At 66.9% G+C, this 19,161-nt stretch carries 16 protein-coding genes; 4 read left to right on the top strand and 12 right to left on the bottom strand.

Annotated features, from left to right (window positions below):
* Nucleotides 1-18: 18 nt before the first annotated feature.
* The 8 genes from ABUA37_RS12305 to ABUA37_RS12340 all read right to left on the bottom strand — a co-directional run bounded on the left by ABUA37_RS12305 (nt 19) and on the right by ABUA37_RS12340 (nt 8,081).
* Entirely contained in the window at nt 19-489 is a 471-nt protein-coding gene (locus tag ABUA37_RS12305; protein WP_349899499.1) for a MarR family winged helix-turn-helix transcriptional regulator, read from the bottom strand.
* Nucleotides 490-497: 8 nt separating this feature from the next.
* Complete coding sequence (locus ABUA37_RS12310; protein ID WP_349899500.1) at nt 498-2,165, bottom strand: MDR family MFS transporter; 1,668 nt, start codon at nt 2,163-2,165, stop codon at nt 498-500.
* Nucleotides 2,166-2,347: 182 nt separating this feature from the next.
* On the bottom strand, nt 2,348-3,700 hold the full coding sequence (locus tag ABUA37_RS12315; RefSeq protein ID WP_349899501.1) for an LCP family protein: 1,353 nt from the start codon (nt 3,698-3,700) through the stop codon (nt 2,348-2,350).
* Nucleotides 3,697-4,200: a 5-(carboxyamino)imidazole ribonucleotide mutase gene (gene purE / locus ABUA37_RS12320; protein ID WP_349899502.1), complete on the bottom strand. Its 504-nt coding sequence runs from the start codon at nt 4,198-4,200 to the stop codon at nt 3,697-3,699. The genes ABUA37_RS12315 and purE overlap by 4 nt, the downstream gene beginning before the upstream one ends.
* An 8-nt stretch (nt 4,201-4,208) precedes the next feature.
* On the bottom strand, nt 4,209-5,324 hold the full coding sequence (locus ABUA37_RS12325) for a 5-(carboxyamino)imidazole ribonucleotide synthase (protein WP_349899870.1): 1,116 nt from the start codon (nt 5,322-5,324) through the stop codon (nt 4,209-4,211).
* A gap of 48 nt (nt 5,325-5,372) precedes the next feature.
* Nucleotides 5,373-6,680 carry a UDP-glucose dehydrogenase family protein gene (locus ABUA37_RS12330; protein ID WP_349899503.1) on the bottom strand — a complete coding sequence of 436 codons (1,308 nt, stop codon included), beginning with the start codon at nt 6,678-6,680 and terminating at the stop codon, nt 5,373-5,375.
* 63 nt (nt 6,681-6,743) lie between these two features.
* Complete coding sequence (locus ABUA37_RS12335; RefSeq protein ID WP_349899504.1) at nt 6,744-7,280, bottom strand: PH domain-containing protein; 537 nt, start codon at nt 7,278-7,280, stop codon at nt 6,744-6,746.
* A 3-nt stretch (nt 7,281-7,283) separates the two neighbouring features.
* Nucleotides 7,284-8,081, bottom strand: coding sequence for a biotin--[acetyl-CoA-carboxylase] ligase (locus ABUA37_RS12340; protein ID WP_349899505.1), 798 nt, complete (start codon nt 8,079-8,081; stop codon nt 7,284-7,286).
* Between the two features lie 74 nt (nt 8,082-8,155).
* Between ABUA37_RS12340 and ABUA37_RS12345 the strand changes: the two genes are divergently transcribed.
* From ABUA37_RS12345 to ABUA37_RS12360, 4 genes are all read left to right on the top strand, one after another.
* Nucleotides 8,156-9,784 carry an acyl-CoA carboxylase subunit beta gene (locus ABUA37_RS12345; protein ID WP_349899506.1) on the top strand — a complete coding sequence of 543 codons (1,629 nt, stop codon included), beginning with the start codon at nt 8,156-8,158 and terminating at the stop codon, nt 9,782-9,784.
* Nucleotides 9,781-10,020 carry an acyl-CoA carboxylase subunit epsilon gene (locus tag ABUA37_RS12350; RefSeq protein ID WP_349899507.1) on the top strand — a complete coding sequence of 80 codons (240 nt, stop codon included), beginning with the start codon at nt 9,781-9,783 and terminating at the stop codon, nt 10,018-10,020. Before ABUA37_RS12345 ends, ABUA37_RS12350 begins: the two co-directional genes overlap by 4 nt.
* A gap of 604 nt (nt 10,021-10,624) precedes the next feature.
* Nucleotides 10,625-13,189 carry a helix-turn-helix transcriptional regulator gene (locus tag ABUA37_RS12355; RefSeq protein ID WP_349899508.1) on the top strand — a complete coding sequence of 855 codons (2,565 nt, stop codon included), beginning with the start codon at nt 10,625-10,627 and terminating at the stop codon, nt 13,187-13,189.
* An 88-nt stretch (nt 13,190-13,277) separates the two neighbouring features.
* Nucleotides 13,278-14,456: an MFS transporter gene (locus ABUA37_RS12360; RefSeq protein ID WP_349899509.1), complete on the top strand. Its 1,179-nt coding sequence runs from the start codon at nt 13,278-13,280 to the stop codon at nt 14,454-14,456.
* A 29-nt stretch (nt 14,457-14,485) separates the two neighbouring features.
* On the opposite strand, the gene ABUA37_RS12365 is transcribed toward ABUA37_RS12360, so the two are convergent.
* From ABUA37_RS12365 to ABUA37_RS12380, 4 genes are all read right to left on the bottom strand, one after another.
* Nucleotides 14,486-15,526, bottom strand: coding sequence for a hypothetical protein (locus ABUA37_RS12365; protein WP_349899510.1), 1,041 nt, complete (start codon nt 15,524-15,526; stop codon nt 14,486-14,488).
* Nucleotides 15,523-16,794, bottom strand: a complete 1,272-nt coding sequence (locus ABUA37_RS12370) for a sensor histidine kinase (RefSeq protein WP_349899511.1) — start codon at nt 16,792-16,794, stop codon at nt 15,523-15,525. The genes ABUA37_RS12365 and ABUA37_RS12370 overlap by 4 nt, the downstream gene beginning before the upstream one ends.
* The gene (locus ABUA37_RS12375; RefSeq protein ID WP_349899512.1) at nt 16,784-17,485 is read right to left on the bottom strand and encodes a response regulator transcription factor; all 702 of its coding nucleotides are present in this window, start codon (nt 17,483-17,485) and stop codon (nt 16,784-16,786) included. Before ABUA37_RS12375 ends, ABUA37_RS12370 begins: the two co-directional genes overlap by 11 nt.
* Before the next feature lie 376 nt (nt 17,486-17,861).
* Nucleotides 17,862-19,151 (bottom strand): class I SAM-dependent RNA methyltransferase, encoded by a 1,290-nt coding sequence (locus ABUA37_RS12380; protein WP_349899513.1) that lies wholly within the window; start codon nt 19,149-19,151, stop codon nt 17,862-17,864.
* Between the last annotated feature and the right edge of the window lie 10 nt (nt 19,152-19,161).

Raw genomic sequence — 19,161 nt, forward strand, 5'->3', positions numbered from 1 at the left:
GTATCGAAACCGTGCCGGTCAGGCGTCGATCGCGTTGACTCTCGAGAGCAGCTCGGCGAGCTTCTCGAGGTCGTCGACCTCCCAGTCGCGCAATTGGTCGTAGAGCACCGCACGATCGGCCGCGCGCACGGCTGCCACCCGTTCGACGCCCTCCGGCGAGAGCGAGATGAACGCGGCACGTTTGTCTGTCGGGTCGGACTCGCGAGCCAACAGGCCGAGCTCCTCGAGGGCTCGCAGCTGCCGGCTGAGCAAACCCTTGTCGATATCCAGCCGCTCGGCCAATGCGCCCGCATGCGTCGGTCCGCACTTCTGGATGGTGCTGAGGATCATGTATCCGAGCACAGCGAGATCAGGATGCACCCGACTGGCACGCCTGCGCATTCCGGCCTTCATGTGGCGGTGCATCACGCTGAACTGGTCCTCGACCCGGGCGATCGCGGCATCCGTTGTCTGCACGGGGATGCCGTCGATCGCCTGGTCGAGACTCATGCCATTCATTATGACCGAGTGGTCGACTCACTGCCCGCGGCCTGACGCTGCAGAGCATCTTCGATCGGCTCCTGGGCGACGAAGCCCTCGCTCATGTCGATGAGAATCGAGCCGGTGTTCTCACCCACCGCCTTCTTCTCCTCGGCGAGCTGCTCGATCGTGGTCTTCGAGCCGAGCTTGATGTTCGGCAGGAAGGCGATCGCAATGAGGCTCACAATGGCGAGCGGCGCGGCCACGAGGAAGATGTCGGCGACCGACTGTCCGTAGATCGACTCGATGATCACGCGAACGCTCGGCGGAAGATCGTTGACCTTCGGGATCGTTCCGCTCTGCAGCGCCTGACCGATCTTGGCCCCTTCGGCACCCAGCTTCATGAGGGCGGCCTTGAGGTCATCCGAACGCTCGGTCATCATGTTCAGCACCTGCGTGCCGAGCACCGATCCCATGACCGAGACGCCGATCGTGCCACCGAGGCTGCGGAAGAACGACACCGATGCGCTCGAGGTTCCGATGTTGGCGGGCGACACGGTGTTCTGCACGATGAGCACGAGGTTCTGCATGACCATGCCGACTCCGGCGCCGAGCACGAACATGTAGATCGAGACGAGCACGTAGTTCGTGTTGTAGTGAATCGTTCCCATGAGGAACATGCCGATGGTCAGCAGCGCCGCGCCGGAGACCATGTAGCGCTTCCACTTGCCGTACTTGCTGATCAGCTGGCCGATCACGGTGGACGAGACGAGAAGTCCGATGATCATCGGCAGCGTCAGCAGGCCGGACTCGGTGGGCGTCGCGCCACGGGCGAGCTGCATGTACTGGCTGAGGAACACCGAGGTGCCGAACATGGCGACACCCACGGAGATGCTGGCGATGACCGCGAGCGTGAACGTGCGGTTCGTGAACAGGGTCATCGGGATGATGGGCTCTGCCACGTTGAGTTCCACGATCACCGCGGCGACGAGCATCACGACCGCTCCGCCGACCATCCATGCGGTTGTCCAGCTCATCCAGTCGAACTGGTTGCCGGCCATGGTCACCCAGATCATCAGCAGCGAGACGCCACCGGCGATGAGGATGGCGCCCAGGTAGTCGATGCGCACCTTCTGCTTGCGCAGCTTCGGCAGGTGCAGGGTCAGCTGCAGCAGGATGATCGCGGCGATTGCGACGGGAGCGCCGACGAAGAAGTTCCAACGCCATCCAATCGAGTCGGTGATGACGCCACCGATGAGCGGGCCACCGACGGTGCCGAGCGCCATGACGGCGCCGAACAGTCCCATGTAGCGGCCACGCTCACGCGGGCTGATGATGTCGGCCATGATGATCTGGCTGAGCGCGGTGAGGCCACCGGCGCCGAGCCCCTGCAGCACCCGGAAGACGATGAGCGTTCCGGTGTCCTGCGAGAAGCCGGCGAGCGCCGAACCCAGTACGAAGATCACGAGTGAGAGTTGAATGAGCAGCTTGCGGCTGAACAGCTCGGCAAACTTTCCCCAAATGGGAGTCGACACCGTCGTCGCCAGCAGGGTCGCGGTGACGACCCAGGTGAAGGCGGCCTGGTCGCCGTGCAGGTCGGCGATGATGCGGGGCAGCGACGTGGAGACGACGGTGCCGGCGAGGATCGAGACGAACATGCCGAGCAGGAGCCCGGAGAGCGCCTCGAGCACCTGGCGGCGCGACATGACAGGTGATTCGGTTGCGGCGTCAGTGGCCGGTGTGTCGACAGGATGCGACATGGAGCGACTCCAGAAAAGAGTGAAGAGTGAAATCGGCTCGACGCTGGGCCAATGGTTGACGAAGGTCAACTATAGGCAGCTAGTTGACTGATGTCAACTAACTCTTCGGGACAGAGCCTCGGACCGTCTCAGGGCTTCGGCGTGTGCGTGACCGGAGCTATCGCCGCTTTCACCGCGGCACGGATCTTGTCGAAATCGGGATGCGCAGAGTCGAATTCCGGCGGCACCAACTCGAGGTGCTTCACCGGCAGCTTGCGTGCGCGCTCCCCCAGTTCGACGAAGGAACCGAGCATCTCGGCGGGCACATCCGTCTTGACGACCTGCGTGCCAGCCTTTGCCACCGCCTGGAACTTGCTCAGCACGACCCCCGGTTTGAACTGCCGGATGATCGCCTCCTGCACCTGCCGCTGGCGCGCCATCCGCTCGAAGTCGTTCGAGTCGTACCGCGACCTGCCGTACCAGAGCGCGGTGGCGCCGTTCATGTGCTGCGTTCCGGCCTCGATCCACCCGGCCGGCCGCTTGCCCGTGACGCCTCCGATGGGCGTGCGCGTCGGCACATCCACGGTCACTCCGCCAAGCGCGTCGACGAGGTCGGCGAAGCCCTGCATGTCGATCAAGGCATAGAACTGGATCTTCAGTCCGAGCACGGCCTCCACGGCGTCTTTCATCGCCTCGACACCGGCGTTGCTGCCCTCCTTGTCCGCGTTCGGATAGAGGCTCTTGTGCTCCTCGCCGTACGTGTAGAGGTAGTCGATGAGGCACTGGTCGCCGCAGTCGTACCCGTTCGGGAAAGGGCCCCACAGTGGCGAGTTGTCGACGAAGGGCACACGCTCGAGATTGCGCGGAATGCCGATGATGGTCGTGTCGCCGGTGACGGCGTCCACGCTTGCGACGGAGGTGCTGTCGGGCCGCAGGCCCATCCGGTCCGATCCGGCGTCGCCGCCGAGCAGCAGGATGTTGTACCGCCCATTCACCGGCGCAACGTAGCCCTTGCCCACACTGAACACCGAGGAGATCGATGACCGTGCCGAGGCGGCGATGACCGCGCCGTAGCTCGCGGTCCCCGCCGTGACGACGAGCGCGAGCACCGCGAGAGCGGCGAGAAACCCGCGGGCTGCCGGACGAGTGCGCACAAGCTTCACGAGCCGAAGTGTGTCGAGGGTGAGCACGATCCAGAGGAGGGCGTAACCGACGAGCAGGATCTGCGCGACCGTGAGCGCGATCACGTTCGTTGCGACGGAGTAGATCACCGTGGGCGCCAACCAGAACACGACGAGCCCGATGATCGCGAGCGCCCAGAGCAGGAACGTCGTGCCCACCCCGAATCGGCCAAGCCGCCGGTTGCCCGCGAGCATCTGCGCAGAGCCCGGGATGAGCAGGTTGAGCCCGATCAGCCACCAGGCGCGTTTCGTCATGATCGGTCGCGAACCGAGGTCGGGGTAACGGACCGGATGCGCGGCCGCGGAAGCAGACTGGCTCACAGTTTCGACTTAAGAGCCTGGTTCTTCTCGTCGACCATGGCCTCGAGGCTCGAGGCGTATTCGGCGAGCGCGGTAGCGAGATCCGGGTCGGACGAGCCGAGGATGCGCGCGGCGAGGAGCCCCGCATTGCGCGCGCCGCCGATCGAGACGGTGGCGACGGGGATGCCCGCGGGCATCTGCACGATCGAGAGCAGCGAGTCGAGGCCGTCGAGCCTCGACAGCGGCACCGGCACTCCGACGACGGGGAGCGTCGTGACCGAGGCGAGCATGCCTGGCAGGTGGGCGGCGCCGCCCGCACCGGCGATGATGACCCGGATGCCGCGACCGGCGGCCGCCTTGCCGAACGCGATCATCCGCTCGGGCGTGCGGTGCGCGGAGAGCACCTCGACCTCGTGGGCGATGCCGAACTCGGTGAGCGCGGCGGCGGCATCCGCCATCACGCTCCAGTCGGAATCGGAGCCCATGACGACGGCAACGAGCGGGGCTGGCATGGGCTCCATGCTATGGGTCAACCCTCAAAATGGCTGGCAGTGACCCGCGCCCGGTACACGACGTCATCGAGCACGTCGCCACCGGCCGTGACGTGGCCAACCTTGCGACCCGGCCGTGGGTCCTTGCCGTAGTTGTGGATCTTGACCGTGGGCTCATCCGCCATCGCCGCCGCGTAACGGTCGTCGAGCGAATCGTGCTCCGGTCCGCCGAGGATGTTGACCATCACCGACCAGGGTTCGCGGCAGCCCGTGGCCCCGAGCGGCAGGTCGAGCACGGCCCGCAGGTGCTGCTCGAACTGGCTCGTGGTGGAGCCGTCGATGCTCCAGTGTCCGGTGTTGTGCGGGCGCATGGCGAGCTCGTTCACCAGCAGCCGGTCGTCGGTGGTCTCGAACAGCTCGACCGCGAGCACACCCGTGACGCCGAGGCTCTCGGCGATGGTGAAGGCGATGTCCGAGGCGACCTCGGCGATCCTCCCGGCGGATGCGGGGGCCGGCGCGATGACCTCGGCGCAAACACCGTCGCGCTGCACGCTTTCGACCACGGTCCACGCGACGATCTCGCCCGAGGGTCGGCGCGCCACGGACTGGGCGAGCTCCCGCCGGTACTCGACCAGCTCCTCCACCAGCAGGGCGTCACCGGTGAACCAGTCGGCGGCCTCCTCCGCGCTCGAGACGACGCGCACGCCGTGCCCGTCGTAGCCGCCCCGCGGCGTCTTCACGACGCCCCTGCCGCCGTTCTCGTCGAGAAAGGCCTGCAGCTCGGCCGTGGACTCGACCCTCGCCCACTCGGGCACGGGAAGGCCGAGAGCGCTCAGCCGTTCGCGCATCAGAAGCTTGTCCTGGGCGTAGAGCAGCGCATCCGGTCCGGGTCTCACGGCGATACCGGCCTCGACGAGCGCACGCAGCACCTCCTGCGGCACGTGCTCGTGGTCGAACGTGACCACGTCCACCTCGCGCGCAAACCGCAGCACATCATCCAGATTGCGGTAGTCACCGAGCGCCGTGGTGGCGAGGTCGGCCGATTCTCCCGCGTTTTCGGCGAGCACCCGCAGGCGGATGCCGAGGGCGACCGCCGCGGGGATCATCATCCGGGCGAGTTGTCCGCCACCGATCACGCCAACAGTGAGCACCAGATTTCCTCCAGAACGATTATGTGATGTGGGAAACGCCCCGCACCGAGGTCAGCGACGGCCGAGTGCTCGGTAGTTCCAGCCCGCGCCCTGCCACAGCGCGGCATCGAGGCAATTGCGGCCGTCCACCACGCTTCGCTGCCACACCAACGCGCCGAGCACGCTCGGGTCGAGTTCGCGGTAATTCTTCCACTCTGTCATCACCAGCACCGCATCCGCATCCTTCGCCGCGGCCTCGGCCGACGCGACATAGTCGAGGTGCGGATACCGTGCGCGCGCGGTCTCGACGGCCTGCGGATCCGTGGCCACCACCGTCGCGCCAAGCTCAGCCAATCGCATGGCCACGTCGAGGGCCGGGGAGTCTCGCACGTCATCGGAGTTCGGCTTGAACGCGAGTCCAAGCACCGCGATGCGTTTGCCGACGACGGAGCCGCCGACGGCTTCTGCGGCAAGCGCCACCATCCGCTCTCTACGGCGCAGGTTGATGGCGTCGACCTCGCGGAGGAAGCCGAGGCTCTGATCCAGCCCCAATTCGGAAGCCCGCGCCTGGAATGCCCTGATGTCCTTCGGCAGGCAGCCTCCGCCGAAGCCGAGGCCGGCGTTGAGAAAGCGGCGACCGATTCGCACATCGTGTCCGATGGCGTCCGCCAACTGCGTGACGTCAGCACCCGTCGCTTCGGCGATCTCGGCCATGGCGTTGATGAACGATATTTTCGTCGCCAAAAACGCGTTCGCCGACACCTTCACCAACTCCGCTGTAGCGAAATCGGTGACGACCTTGGGGGTTCCATTCGCCACCGCCGTTGCGTAGACCTCGTCGAGGATGGCCTCGCTCAGAGAATCGTCGGGGTCGAAGCCATAGACCAGTCGGTCGGGTGCCACGGTGTCTTTGACGGCGAACCCTTCCCGAAGAAACTCCGGGTTCCAGGCGAGTCGGGCATCCGCGCCACTGTCCTTCAGCACTTGCGCAAGCCGCGCCGCGGTTCCCACCGGAACGGTGGATTTGCCGACGACCAGGTCCCCCGCGGCGAGGTGCGGAACGAGAGCATTGAATGCTGCGTCAACGTAGCTGATGTCTGCGGCGTAGCTGTCGGGGAGCTGTGGCGTTCCTACCGCGATGAAGTGCACGCGACTGCCCGCTGCGGCGGAAAGCTCGGTGCTGAATGTGAGGCGCCCGCTCGCGACCGCGGAGGTGAGGAGTTCCGGCAGCCCCGGTTCGAAGAACGGCGGATTGCCGTTCGCGAGCATCTCGATCTTGGAACTGTCGATGTCGATTCCGACGACCTCGTGGCCCAACGAAGCAAGGCACGCCGCGTGGACTGCGCCAAGATAGCCGCAACCGATCACTGAGATTTTCATAGGTTGTTTTAACGCTCCATACTGCAGGGACCCTAACGCAGGGTATCGGATCGAGGGTGGCCGCTAGCGCGTGCCCCAGGCCGTCGTCTCGTCTGGCGCGCGCGAGGCCTCCGCCTGACGCCTGGCGGCAATCGGATTGAGGCTCGCCTCCATGAGGTCGTGCAGCGCCGCCTGCACCAGGTCGGCATTCGGCACATCGCTCAGCACGACCGGATGATCGAGGCCGGTGTTAATTTCGACGTTGCCGCTTCCCAACATGCTCTGCATCGCGCCCTTACGCACCGTCACGTCGTAGCCCCTGCTGTGCAGCAACTCCTGACGCACCCTGGTGAAGAGGCCGTGGCGCAGCACGACGCGCCGGGTGGTGATGATGTAGCGCGTGCCGAGCCAACTCAGCAGGGGCAGGAGCCACAGCAGTACCGCGACGATCGCGGCCGCCACGGGAACGAGCAGGTTCTCCCAGTCGAGCGGAAAGCTGCCCTGCAGATAACCCGCCGCCCCGACAGCCGCGATCAGGATGATCGAGGGCCAGAAGAGCGCCCGGCCGTGCGGGCGCAGTCGTGCGACGACGCGCTCACCGTCCGGATTCTGGCTCGACATGTGTCATTCATACCGCAGATGGGTCACGTCGCCTGCGGCGACAGCCTGAACGCCGCCATCGCCCGCGACGAGTAGTCTGCCGCTCTCATCGATCCCCGTCGCCTCGCCGAAGAGTAGTTCGTCGCCGGGCAGCTGCACCTTGACTCGCTGGCCGAGCGTGCTGCACAGCGCGACGACGGCCGCGCGCAGTCCGCTCGCGTCGGGGTCCGCACCGTGATCGAGAAAGTCGCGGTAGAGGGCGCGCAGCTCGGTGAGGTATGCCGAGAGCACCGCATCCACCAGTTCGTCGCCGGTGCGCTCGGCACCGGCGAGCATGAGCGAGGTGGATGTCGAAGTGGGCAGTTCGTCTCGCTCGAAGGAGAGGTTCACCCCGACCCCGATGACCACGCCGCCCGCGTTCGGCAGAAGCTCCGCGAGGATGCCCGCGATCTTTGCCCCGTCGACCTGCACGTCGTTCGGCCACTTCAGCGTGACGCGTCGCTCGGGAACCTGCGAGGCTACCGCGCGCGTCATCGCGACGCCCGCGAGCAGCGGAAGCCACCCGAGATGCTCGAAGCCGAGCGGTTGACCGGCGGGAGTGGCCGGACGCAGCAGCACCGAGACCGCGAGCGTCTTGCCCGCGGGCGCCACCCAGACCCGCCCGAGACGACCACGACCGGCGGTCTGACTCGTCGTGAGCACCACGGCGAACTCGGGCTGCTCGCTCGCGACCGAGCGACGCACCAGCTCGTCGTTGGTCGAACCGGTCTCGTCGAGGATGAGAAGGGAGGCCGCCTGCGCGGAGCTGAGCGGAAGGTCCATCCATCCAGCGTACGGGTTGTTCCATACCGACAAGCGAGCGCGGCACACGGCAGAGGTTCCTTACAGGCCCACGGATGCGGCACGCAGGTAAAGTGAAGGCCGTGACTGCAGACGAGAACGCCGGGCAAGACATTTTCACGACAGCGGGCAAGCTCGCCGACCTCAAGAAGCGCTACCACGAGGCGGTGACCGCGAGCGGCGAGGCCGCCATTGAGAAGCAGCACTCCAAGGGCAAGAAGACCGCCCGCGAGCGCATCGAGCAACTGCTCGATCACGGCTCCTTCGTCGAGCTCGACGAGTTCGTGCGTCACCGCACCCACGCCTTCGGCATGGAGAAGAAGCGGCCATATGGTGACGCCGTCGTCACGGGTACCGGAACCATCCACGGGCGCCAGGTGGCGGTGTACAGCCAGGACTTCACGATCTTCGGCGGCTCGCTCGGTGAGGTCGCCGGCGAGAAGATCATCAAGGTCATGGACCTCGCGCTCAAGACCGGCGTGCCCATCATCGGCATCCTCGACTCGGGCGGCGCACGCATTCAGGAGGGCGTCGTCGCTCTCGGCAAGTACGGCGAGATCTTCCGCCGCAACACGGCGGCATCCGGTGTCATCCCGCAGATCTCGATCATCATGGGTCCGGCCGCGGGCGGCGCGGTCTACTCCCCCGCGCTCACCGACTTCGTGATCATGGTCGACAAGACGAGCCAGATGTTCGTCACCGGCCCCGACGTGATCAAGACCGTTACGGGTGAAGACGTAGGGATGGAAGAGCTCGGCGGCGCGCTCACCCACAACAAGATCTCGGGGGTCGCGCACTGGCTGGCGAGCGACGAGGATGACGCGCTCGACTACGCGCGCACGCTCCTCGGCTTTCTGCCGGACAACAACCTGGCCGAGCTGCCCGTCTACGAGAACGACATTGAGCTCGAGATCACCGACGCGGACCGCCGGCTCAACACGCTCATCCCCGACAGCCCGAACCAGCCGTACGACGTCACCGCCGTCATCGAGCACATCGTCGACGGCGGGGACTTCCTCGAAGTGCAGCCGCTGTTCGCCCCCAACATCGTCATCGGATTCGGTCGCGTCGAAGGTCGGTCCGTCGGCATCGTCGCGAACCAGCCCTCGACGATGGCGGGCACGCTCAACATCGACGCCGGAGAGAAGGCGGCGCGGTTCGTGCGATTTTGCGACTCCTTCTCGATTCCGATCATCACCCTCGTCGACACCCCCGGATACCTCCCGGGCACCGACCAGGAGTGGACCGGCGTCATCCGCCGTGGCGCGAAGCTGCTCTACGCCTATGCCGAGGCAACCGTGCCGCTCGTGACAGTCATCGTGCGCAAGGCCTACGGCGGCGCATACATCGTGATGGGCTCCAAGCAACTCGGCGCGGACCTCAACTACGCGTGGCCGACCGCTGAGATTGCCGTGATGGGCGGCCAGGGCGCCGTGCAGATCCTGTACCGCAGCGAAATCAAGGCGGCCGAGGTGAACGGCGAGGATGTCGCTGCCGTGCGCACGAAGCTCGCCAACGAGTACACCTACAACGTCGCAAGCCCGTTCCTGGCGGCGGAGCGTGGCGAGCTCGACGGCGTGATCGAACCGGCGGCCACCAGGGTCACGGTGATCAAGGGGCTGCGAGCCTTCAGGACCAAGCGTGCGGCGCTGCCCCCGAAGAAGCACGGGAACATTCCACTGTGACCGCGTCCGCATCCGGAGCTCACTCGGCGAGCACCGACTTCATGGTTGTCGCGGGTGCGCCCACCCCGACGGAGCTCGCGGCGGTCACCGCTGTGCTCTCCGCCGCGATCGAGGATGCGCGCAGCTCGGGAGCCGAGACGGCGGAGCCGAGACGCAGCGCCTGGCAGCGCGTCCAGCGGCCCATTCGCGTTCCCCTGTCGCGCGGCGCCGGAACGTGGCGCAGCTTTAGCGGCTGAGCAACCGATACCGCCCCCAAACGGGGGTCAAACCTACGCAGTCGCGATATTTCGGGGTACGAGACAACGAAATCCGAAGCAATGGCAGCGGAATCCGTCCGCGGAACGTGCTCGCCACGGCAACTTTGCCCGGATTTCGCAAAATGTACCCCTGATTTCGGAGCCTAAAGCCCGGAAAATCGGCACTTTCTGCTGGGGTTTGGGGGGCGTTCCATCAAATTGTCCCCCATTAGTCCCCCAAAGAGACGACTTTGCACGGGGGTTACGACGTTGCAGAATAACTAGTGCTAGGTGTCTCTCTTTGAGTTACACCACCGGTCATTAGCCGACTAGGGTAAGCGGGCTAATGACTTGGGGGCGGGTCAGGACGATATTCGGGTTATCGTCCTGACCCGGGGAATTGCGAAGGGCCGGAACAATCGTTCCGGCCCTTCTGCCGTTCCGCCGCGATTGCGCCGACGACGGGTCGGGCTCCCGCGGAACCGAACTCGTCGCAGCGCGACGCCCGAACCCTTACGTGTCGCTCCGGTAGAGTGGCACGTGCTCGGAGGGGACACGCGCTGTGACGGGAATCTACGGGACACCCCGCATTCCTCAGGCCTTCGTGCCCAGATCCCGCATCCGAACACGGTTCGAGACTGATAGCGCGCTCGTCGTTGTTCGCGCTCCGGCAGGTGCAGGCAAGACCGTCGCCGTCGCGGACTGGGCCACACAGTGCGTGACCGACGGCGTCTGGCTCAGCGTGCGCGAGGAGATGTCCAGCCCGCGAGCGCTCTGGGCTGCCCTGCTCCGGGTGCTCGCCGACGCGAACCTGCTTCCTCCAGACGGCGTGCTCGAGCGATCGATGGAATCACTCGACGAGGTCGTGCGGCTACGCGACCTGCTCATCCGCGGCTTCGCGCAGGTGCCGCAACCGATCGTGCTCATCCTGGACGGCGTGCAGCCGATCACCGATCCCGAGTTCTACGAAGACCTGGCCGAGCTGCTCGCCAGCACCCCGCGGCTGCGTGCCATCGTGATCTCGAGGGCACTGAGCCCCCTTGAGTCGGCGGGCGTTCGGCTGTCGCTTTCGCCGGTGATCGTCGGGGCGGAGGACCTGGAACTGAACTTTGACGACACCATGGCCGCACTCCAAGCGGGCGGGCTCGAGGTGTCCGGCCACGAGTTCGCCGGCGCACTCCGCACCGCCACGGGAGGAAACCCACTCCTCGTCAGAGGCATCATCCTCGCGATTCAGCGAGGCGAACTGCCTGCCGGCGTCGTCTCGATTCAGGACGTGCTCACCGCTCCGGGTACCGAGTCGCTGATCGAGGCGGTGCTTGCACGCTCCGCGGCGTCCGAGGACATCGACTTCGCCGTGCGCTGCTCGGTCCCTGACGTGCTCACGGCAGAGCTGGCCGAGGAATTGACCGGTCGCCGTGACGCCGGGGCGCTGCTCGATAAGGGCGAGCGATCGGGAATCGGCATGTGGTCCGACGGCGCCGAGGGGCTCGTGTTCTCGCTCTCGCCCGTCTTCAGATCAATTCTGCGAGCCGAACTCGGTCGCCGTTTTCCCGGCGAGATCGCGCGGCTCGAGCGCATCTCGGCCGAGTGGGCGCACCGGAACGGTCGCGTCTTCGAGGCGCTGACCCATGCGCTTGCCGCGGGAGACCTCGACCTCGCCTCGACGATCGTCATGCAGGACTGGCACGCCATGACGGCGACGCATCGGCGCGCCACGATCATTGACCAACTCGGCTCGCTGTCCCTGCGAGCGCTGCATCGGCATCCGATCCTCGCCATGATGCTCGGGCTCACCTACAACGCCACTGCGGTGCATAAGATCCGCGCGATGGAGATGTTCGGCATTGTCGCGCTGTCGACCCGCGTGCGGGCGAAGTCTCAGCCGAAGACGATGCGGCTGCTTCTGCTCCTCCTCGAGAGCAGCGCGCTGCGGTTGACCGGCCGCATCGAGGGCGCAGTGCGGGCGGCAGATCGCGCGATCGAGCTGCGACGAGAGCTGAGCTTCGACGAGCAGGACGCGCTCGCACGCACCCTGCCGACCTTCCTCAACCAGATCGGCCAGACCTACTTTTACCACGGGCAGGTGCTCCGTTCACTTGAGCTGTTTCGGGAGGCACTCGCCTACCCGAAGAGCAGGGCGCCACGGGGCTGGTACCACGGCCTGGCCCTCACCGCCGGCGCGAGCGCGGTGCGCGGGCAGATGGATGACGCTGCGCAGTTCATCGAGACCGCCCGCACCGAGACCTGGCCTGAGGGCTGGCGCGACGGATACTACGGCGCCATGTATCAGCTGGCCGAGTCCTTCCTTGCGCTCGAGGCGTTCGACACCGACCTGGCCGAGAGGCACATCCAGGCGCTTGCGCCGCACCTCGACACGATCGAGCACTGGCCGCTGATCCTGCATCTGAATGCCATGATCTGCCTGACCGGGGGCCGCGCCGCCGAAGGTCTCGCCCTTCTGGGCAGCGAGCCATCCAAGCACGCTCGAAGGCCGAACTCCTTCACGAGCGCGCAGCTCGACGCAACGACCTCGCTCCTCCTGCTGGCCGCGGGCCGTCCGGCCGAGGCCGACGCCGCCGTCAGGAAGCTGCCGAAGACCCTGCCTGCAGCTGCGCTCGCGCTCGCCAGGATCGCGCTGGTCGGCAACAGGCCGGAGGAGGCGACGCGACTGCTTGCGGCGATGGCATCGAAGGAACAGGAACTGTCGCCGCGCACGCTCGCCCAGATTCTGTTGGTGCAGGCCGCTGCTGCACTGCGCCGCGGACACGACGAGCGCGCCCTGTCGGCGCTCGGGCGCGCCGCGGTGGTGCTGTGCGACCACCGCATGCGCTTTCCACTCATGCTCATCCCGCACGAAGACCTCGAGGCTCTGAAGCGCAGTGCGGACGACAACGGAGTCACGCTCGCGGGCGGAATTCTCGACACGCTCGACGACATCCCGGATGTCCTGCCCGCGTCGCTCGCCACCGCCTCCCTGACAGAGCGCGAACGGGTGGTCCTCGAGCATCTGATCACCACGGGAAACGTTGCGGAGATCGCTGAACAACTCTTCGTCTCCACGAATACGATCAAGAGCCAACTGCGCAGCATCTACCGCAAGCTCGGGGTGAGTTCCCGAGAGGAAGCGCTGCTGGTCGCCACGGAGCGCCAGGTGATCCGCGATTAACCGCGCGACCGCACCCTCGCGCGCCCGTCCTCGTCGGACGACCAGCGGCGGGCGTGCCCTGCTGCCCTCCCTGTCGGTCGTTGCGCTCGTGCTCTCGGCGAACTTCGCGGCGATCATCGCGGTGCTGCTTCCCAACCAGATCGCTCACATCGACCCCGCGAACAAAGTACATAGCCTCGCCATTGTCACCTCCGTGTCCTTCGGCTTCACCCTGTTCGCACAGCCGCTCGTCGGAGCGCTCAGCGATCGCACTCGTGGCAGGCTCGGCAGGCGCCTGCCGTGGATGGCGGGTGGCGCCGTGGTCGCGGCGGCCTTCCTCTTCGCGCTCGGCGGGATCGGCAGCGTGCTCTGGGTCTGCGTGTTCTGGGTCGTCATTCAGTTCGCGCTGAACGCCGTGGACGGCCCCGTGTCCGCCGTCGTGCCCGACCGGATTCCGCGATCGAGGCGCGGCACAGCATCCGCCATCATCGGCATCGGCATGATGGCTGGAGCGGCCCTCGGCACGGTGGGCGCCGCCGAGTTAGCGGACGAGTTGCCCGTCGCCTACACCGCGCTCGGAGTCGCCGTGATCGTCGGCGTGGCAGTCTTCGCGGTCTTCGGCCGAGAACCCGCGGAGATCACCCTCGCGCGGCAGGCGAGCGTGCCACCGTTCTCGTGGAGCGGCTTCCTGCGCGGCTTCTGGGTCGATCCGCGGCAGCATCCGGATTTCACCTGGGCCTTCGCCGCGCGCTTCCTGTTCATCCTCGGCTACAACCTCGTCTACAGCTTCCAGCTGTTCGTGCTCACCGACTACATCGGGATGCCGCTCGACGACGCTAACCGACTGCTCGGTCTGCTCACCGTGCTGACCTTCATCACCACGCTCCTCGCCGTGGTGGTGGCGGGCTGGTGGAGCGATCGTGCCGGGCGGAGGAAGATCTTCGTGGCGGCGGCATCCGTGTTCCTGGTGATCGCGCTCACGGCCCCGCTGCTGGTGCCCACGGTCGGCGGCATGGTCGTGTTCGCAGCCGTCAAGGGACTCGGCTTCGGCATCTTCCTCTCGAGCGCTGCCGCGCTGTTCACCGAAGTACTGCCGCACGATGGCGGTTCAGCGGCGAAGGATCTCGGCATCTTCAACGTCGCCACCAATCTCGCCCAGGTGCTCGCTCCCGCAATTGCGGCCGCCCTCATCGGGAGCGCCGTGAGCTATCCGGCACTCTTCGGAACGGGCATCGTCGCGGTGATCGCGGCGGCGCTCCTCGTCCTGCCCATCAGAGGGGTGCGCTGAGGCCGAATTCGCCCTCCCGGGCGCGAGAGCTACTCCGCGGCCACCCGGGGAATCTCGAGCCAGAGGTCCACCCGGTCGCCATCGCCTTCCTCGGCCGCGTGTTCGCCGAGAGCGCTCGAGTGGCCGTCGTCGGGTGAGCTCAGCCCGACGACCGTCACGGCCGTGTCTGAACCCTCGGGAACGGTGCGCGCGATGAGCTTGCCTGTCACGGTGTCGCGGATGGCGACGGCGAGGCGGTTGTGCACCCGCTCGAGCTCGTCATCCGGCAGGTCGTCGAGGCCGCCCTCGTCGAGGAGCGTGACGATCGTGCCCTTACGCCTGGCGATCATGATCTGCTCGCGCACGCGGTCGTTCAGCAGCTTGCGGCCGCGGATCTCATCACGGATGGCTCCCTCGAGGTAGAGGCACTCGCGACGCTGGCCCGCGGTGAGCTGGCCGCCGCTCGCGACGATCTGTCGCAGCATGGGCAGGGCCATCCGGCTGGTCTGGCCGAGTCGGAACTGTCGTTCGGAGACGTGCGCCTCCTGCGCCGCACGCCACTCCACGGCCTCGCGCTCGGCCATCGCGTACTGCCTGGCGTCTCTGCCCGCCTTGGCGAGCGATCGCGACAACACATGCGAGATCGCTACCCACGAGACGCTCCCGACGACGCCGAGAGCGGTGAGCGCACCGAAACCGGCCCACGCCACGGTCTGCACTGCGAGCGCGCCGACGCCGAGCCAGGCGAAGCCGTGCCGTCGCCTCGTCGAGGTGATCACCATCAGCGTTCCGACAGCGGCCACGTACCACGCGGCGTAGTTGTCGCCCACCGGGCCCGACAACTGGCTCGTGACGAGCAAGGGCACCGAGACCGCCACCGCGACGTTGAACGAGGCCACCCAGACGGGCATCCGCGATCGCTTCGAAGGCCACAGGCTCGCGATTGTGGCCAGGGCGTACAAGAGAAGGGCTGCGACGTAGGGTCCGGGGTGCCGTGGCACACCCAGCGAGACGACGCCGAGAAGCACGTGATAGGCCGAGAACACGGCGGCCAGGCCAACGATGAGGTATCGGGGAACCGAAATGATCACGGCAGCAGCTCCTCGATCGGGGACTCGTCGCGGTCCACGGTGTCGTGTGCAGGATCCGGCCACTGGATCGTGATGACCGTGCCGCGACCCTCCGCGGAATCGATCTTGACCGCGCCACCGGCGCTCGCGACGCGCTCGAGGATCGATACCCGCAAGCCGAGGCGCTCGGTCGGAACCGTGGACGCGTCGAATCCATATCCCGTGTCACCGATATCGACCTGGATGCCGCCGTAGGCCTTACCGCGGATGCTGAGCCAGCGCGAGACTCCCGGGCCCTGACCTGCGTGCTGGAGGCTGTTGACCATCGCCTGCACCGACGCGGAATACAGAGCCTCGGCCACGTGAACAGGGATCGAGCCCTGCCCGATGTCGGTGGTGCGAAGCTCGAATGGCGCCGAGAGCGTCGCCGTCGCCCCCATGATCCGGTGCGAAAGCTGGCTGTTCGTGACGACGGCGTCGTCATCGGGAGAGGCGGCGGCGGCCGCCTTGAGGTGGCCCATCGCGTTCCTCGCCATGCGCGTCGCCAGCTCCTGAGCCTCCGGAGTGTCGGCGGATGCGGCCGAGAGAAGCGTGGTCAGAACGCTGTCGTGCACGATCGAGTCGACCTGCACGCGCTCCACCTCGGTGGCGTGCTGGCGCACGGCGTGCGAATACCGTTCGAGCGCGGTCGCCTGAGCGGAGTCGACCGAGGCCGCGGCCTGGCGAAGCAGGGTGATGAGGATCAGTACCGCGCCGCCCAGAATGATGGCGTAGAGCGTGTCGAGCGCGGCCGGCCCCCAACCCCGTGCTCCCCCCGCCTCCGCGGTGCGGGTGAGGCCGTAGGCGACCGGCGCGGCGATGAGATACACCGTGGCGGGCCACGGTTTGAACGACAGGGCCGCGGCACCCGTGGCGATCGTGCAGAGATACCACAACCACGGGCGCTCGTTCGAGGCGACGAGCGAGGGTGAGACGGTGAGCGACCAGGTGGCCATGGCGATCAGCCAGGCAAAGCAGAGAAACGCACCGGCAGGTCGCACGAGCCGCTTGGTGAATGCCGCGATGAGCAGCAGCACGATGCCGCCATAGATCGCAACCACGATCGCGAGCCCCCACCCGGGGCGCTGACCGCCGAACTGGCCGAGGGTGATCGGAAAGGTCTGCGCCCCGAACACGAGGCCGACGATCCCCACGGATCGCGACACGACCGTCTCGATCTGCCGCCTGCTGATGGGGCTGCGCGGCTGCTTCGCCGTCGCCGCAGCGGCCTCGTAAGTCTTAGCGGCCATCTCCGCCATCCGGATCAAGACCCGGAAGGATGCCGTCTTCGACCGCGCGGCGCAGGAGGTCGACCTTGGTGGGCGCCGGTCGGCCGACCTCGACGTACTTGACCCGGATGCGATCGAGATATTCCCGGGCGGTCGAGTAGCCGATGCCGAGTTGCTCTGCCGCAAGCTTGAGTGGAAGACCGGAGGCGTAGAGATGCAGGATCTCGCGCTCGCGGCGCCCCAGCTGGGCCTTCGAGAAGTCGCGGTCGGCATCGATCGCGGTCGCCCACTCCAGGTTGTTGAGCACATCTCCCCTGGCCACCGTCTCGACAGCGGCCATGACCGTCTTGGTCGCGGAGGCCTTGGGGATGACGCCGGCAGCGCCCGCGGCGAGCGCCTCGCGCACCGAAGCAACGCGGTCGGCAATGCTGTGGATCAGGACGGCCGAGCCCATGGCCTGCACGCGCTTGACGTTGTCAGTGACCGTCGATCCATCGCCGAGCGAGAGGTCGAGCACGACCACGTCGCACTCGCGACCGGCGAGTCCATCCACGAGCTCGCGCACCGATGCCGCCGCCATGACGAAGTCGAAGCCGGCCTCGAGGCAGGCGGCCTTGAGGCCCAATCGAACGGACTCGTGGTCATCGACGACAGCGACGCGAATGCCGGATGGGGCCCTTGTGCCGCCTTCGGATACCTTCTCTTCGACCATCGCCGTTCCTGTCTCCCCCGCCAACGCGGCAGCCACCGGCTGCCGCCCCCATCGTATCGGGCGGCAGCGCTCACGCGCCGATAGAGTCTGCAGATGAATTCCCGCGTCGCCAAGGTCCTGCTCGCGACGGCGGTCTCCCTGTTGGCATTGTGCGGGTGCTCGAGTTCGCGTAACCGATTCCTCGCTTCGCGCTTCGCGAATGCCGACGGCACCGAGCGCGTGTATCGCTATAGCAACGTCTCGGTGACCAGCCCGAGCGGAGCATCCGCCCTGTTCTCAACGAGGCTGTCGAACGCACTGCAGATCAGGGTGGGCAATAAGAACGCCACCGTCGGCGGCAAGCAGCGATACGTGCTCTCGCGCCGTGATCCTGCTCCTAGCGCCGCAGGGTCGCGACGGCCTCGACGTGGTGCGTGTTCGGGAATAGGTCGAAAGCGCGCAAGCGCACGAGTTCATAGCCCCGCGCGCTGAACAGCGCGACATCCCGCGCGAGAGCGACCGGGTCGCACGCGACGTAGATCAGCTGGGCGGGCGCCAGTTGGACGAGTTCATCGACGACCGCCTTGCCCGCGCCGGAGCGCGGCGGGTCGAGAATCACCGTCGCCTGCTTGAGGCGCCCGCTCTCGGCAGGCCCCGCGGATGCGCGCAGCTGCTGCAGGTACCTCTCCACTCGCGCGGTCACCGACACCGCACCGACCCACTCGGCCAGGTTCTCCGCGGCGTGCTCCGTCGCGCGGGAGTCGCTCTCGACGGTCGTGATGCGCAGGGCCTGCCCGAAGCGGTCGCCGAGTGCAGCGGCAAGCAGTCCGACGCCGCCATAGAGGTCGAGGTTCGCCGCGTGCGGGTCGAAGAGTGACTCGTCGACGGCCTCCTGCACGGCGCGGGTGAGCGTCTGGGGGGCGGCGCGATGCACCTGCCAGAAGCCGCGAACGTCGAGCCGGAACTCGCGATCACCGACGGTCTCGACAATCGTCTGCGGCTTCGGTGCCGCGGCCTTCTTCTGTCGCGCACCTTTGCCTCGACCGCGCTGCTGCCGTGCAGACTGGGGCGTCTCGCCCGTGAGCACCCAGGGGTTGCCGCTCGACGGCGCGATGACGTCGATGACGGATTCGCCGGGAAAGGTCTCGGTGAGCGGCGCGATCGCCGCGAGTTCCGGCGTGGCCAGCGGCAGCTCCTGCACGGGCACCACACGATGCGAGCGCGCGGAATAGGGGCCGGGCGTGCCGTCTTCTGCTACATGCAGGCGCACGCGGGTGCGCCATCCGGTGCCATCTTCGGCGCCGGGCAGTGCCTCGACGGTGACGTCGGAGTCGATGCCCGCCATACGCTGCAGCGCCTCGGTCAACACCTGCCGCTTCAACTCACGCTGGTGATCTGGCACGATGTGGCCGAACTCCGCGCCGCCCGCGCGATTCTTCGGAGCGCGTTCGACAGAAGCGGCCGCCCAGATGTGTGGCTGCCGAAACTCCGAGGGCTCGAGCACCTCCGTCGTCTCGGCTCGCCAGAACGATGGCCTGGAGTCATCACTGACCCTCGCACGCACGGTCTCACCCGGAATCGCGTCGCTCACGAACACGACCCGGCCCTCGTACCGCGCGACCGCGATGCCGCCGTGGGCTACCTTGGTAACCTCCAGCTCGATCTCCGTGCCCTGATTTTCAGCCATCCCCCAAGAC

This window comes from Parafrigoribacterium soli, from assembly GCF_040227235.1.
In the GTDB taxonomy this organism is placed as follows: domain Bacteria; phylum Actinomycetota; class Actinomycetes; order Actinomycetales; family Microbacteriaceae; genus Parafrigoribacterium_A; species Parafrigoribacterium_A soli.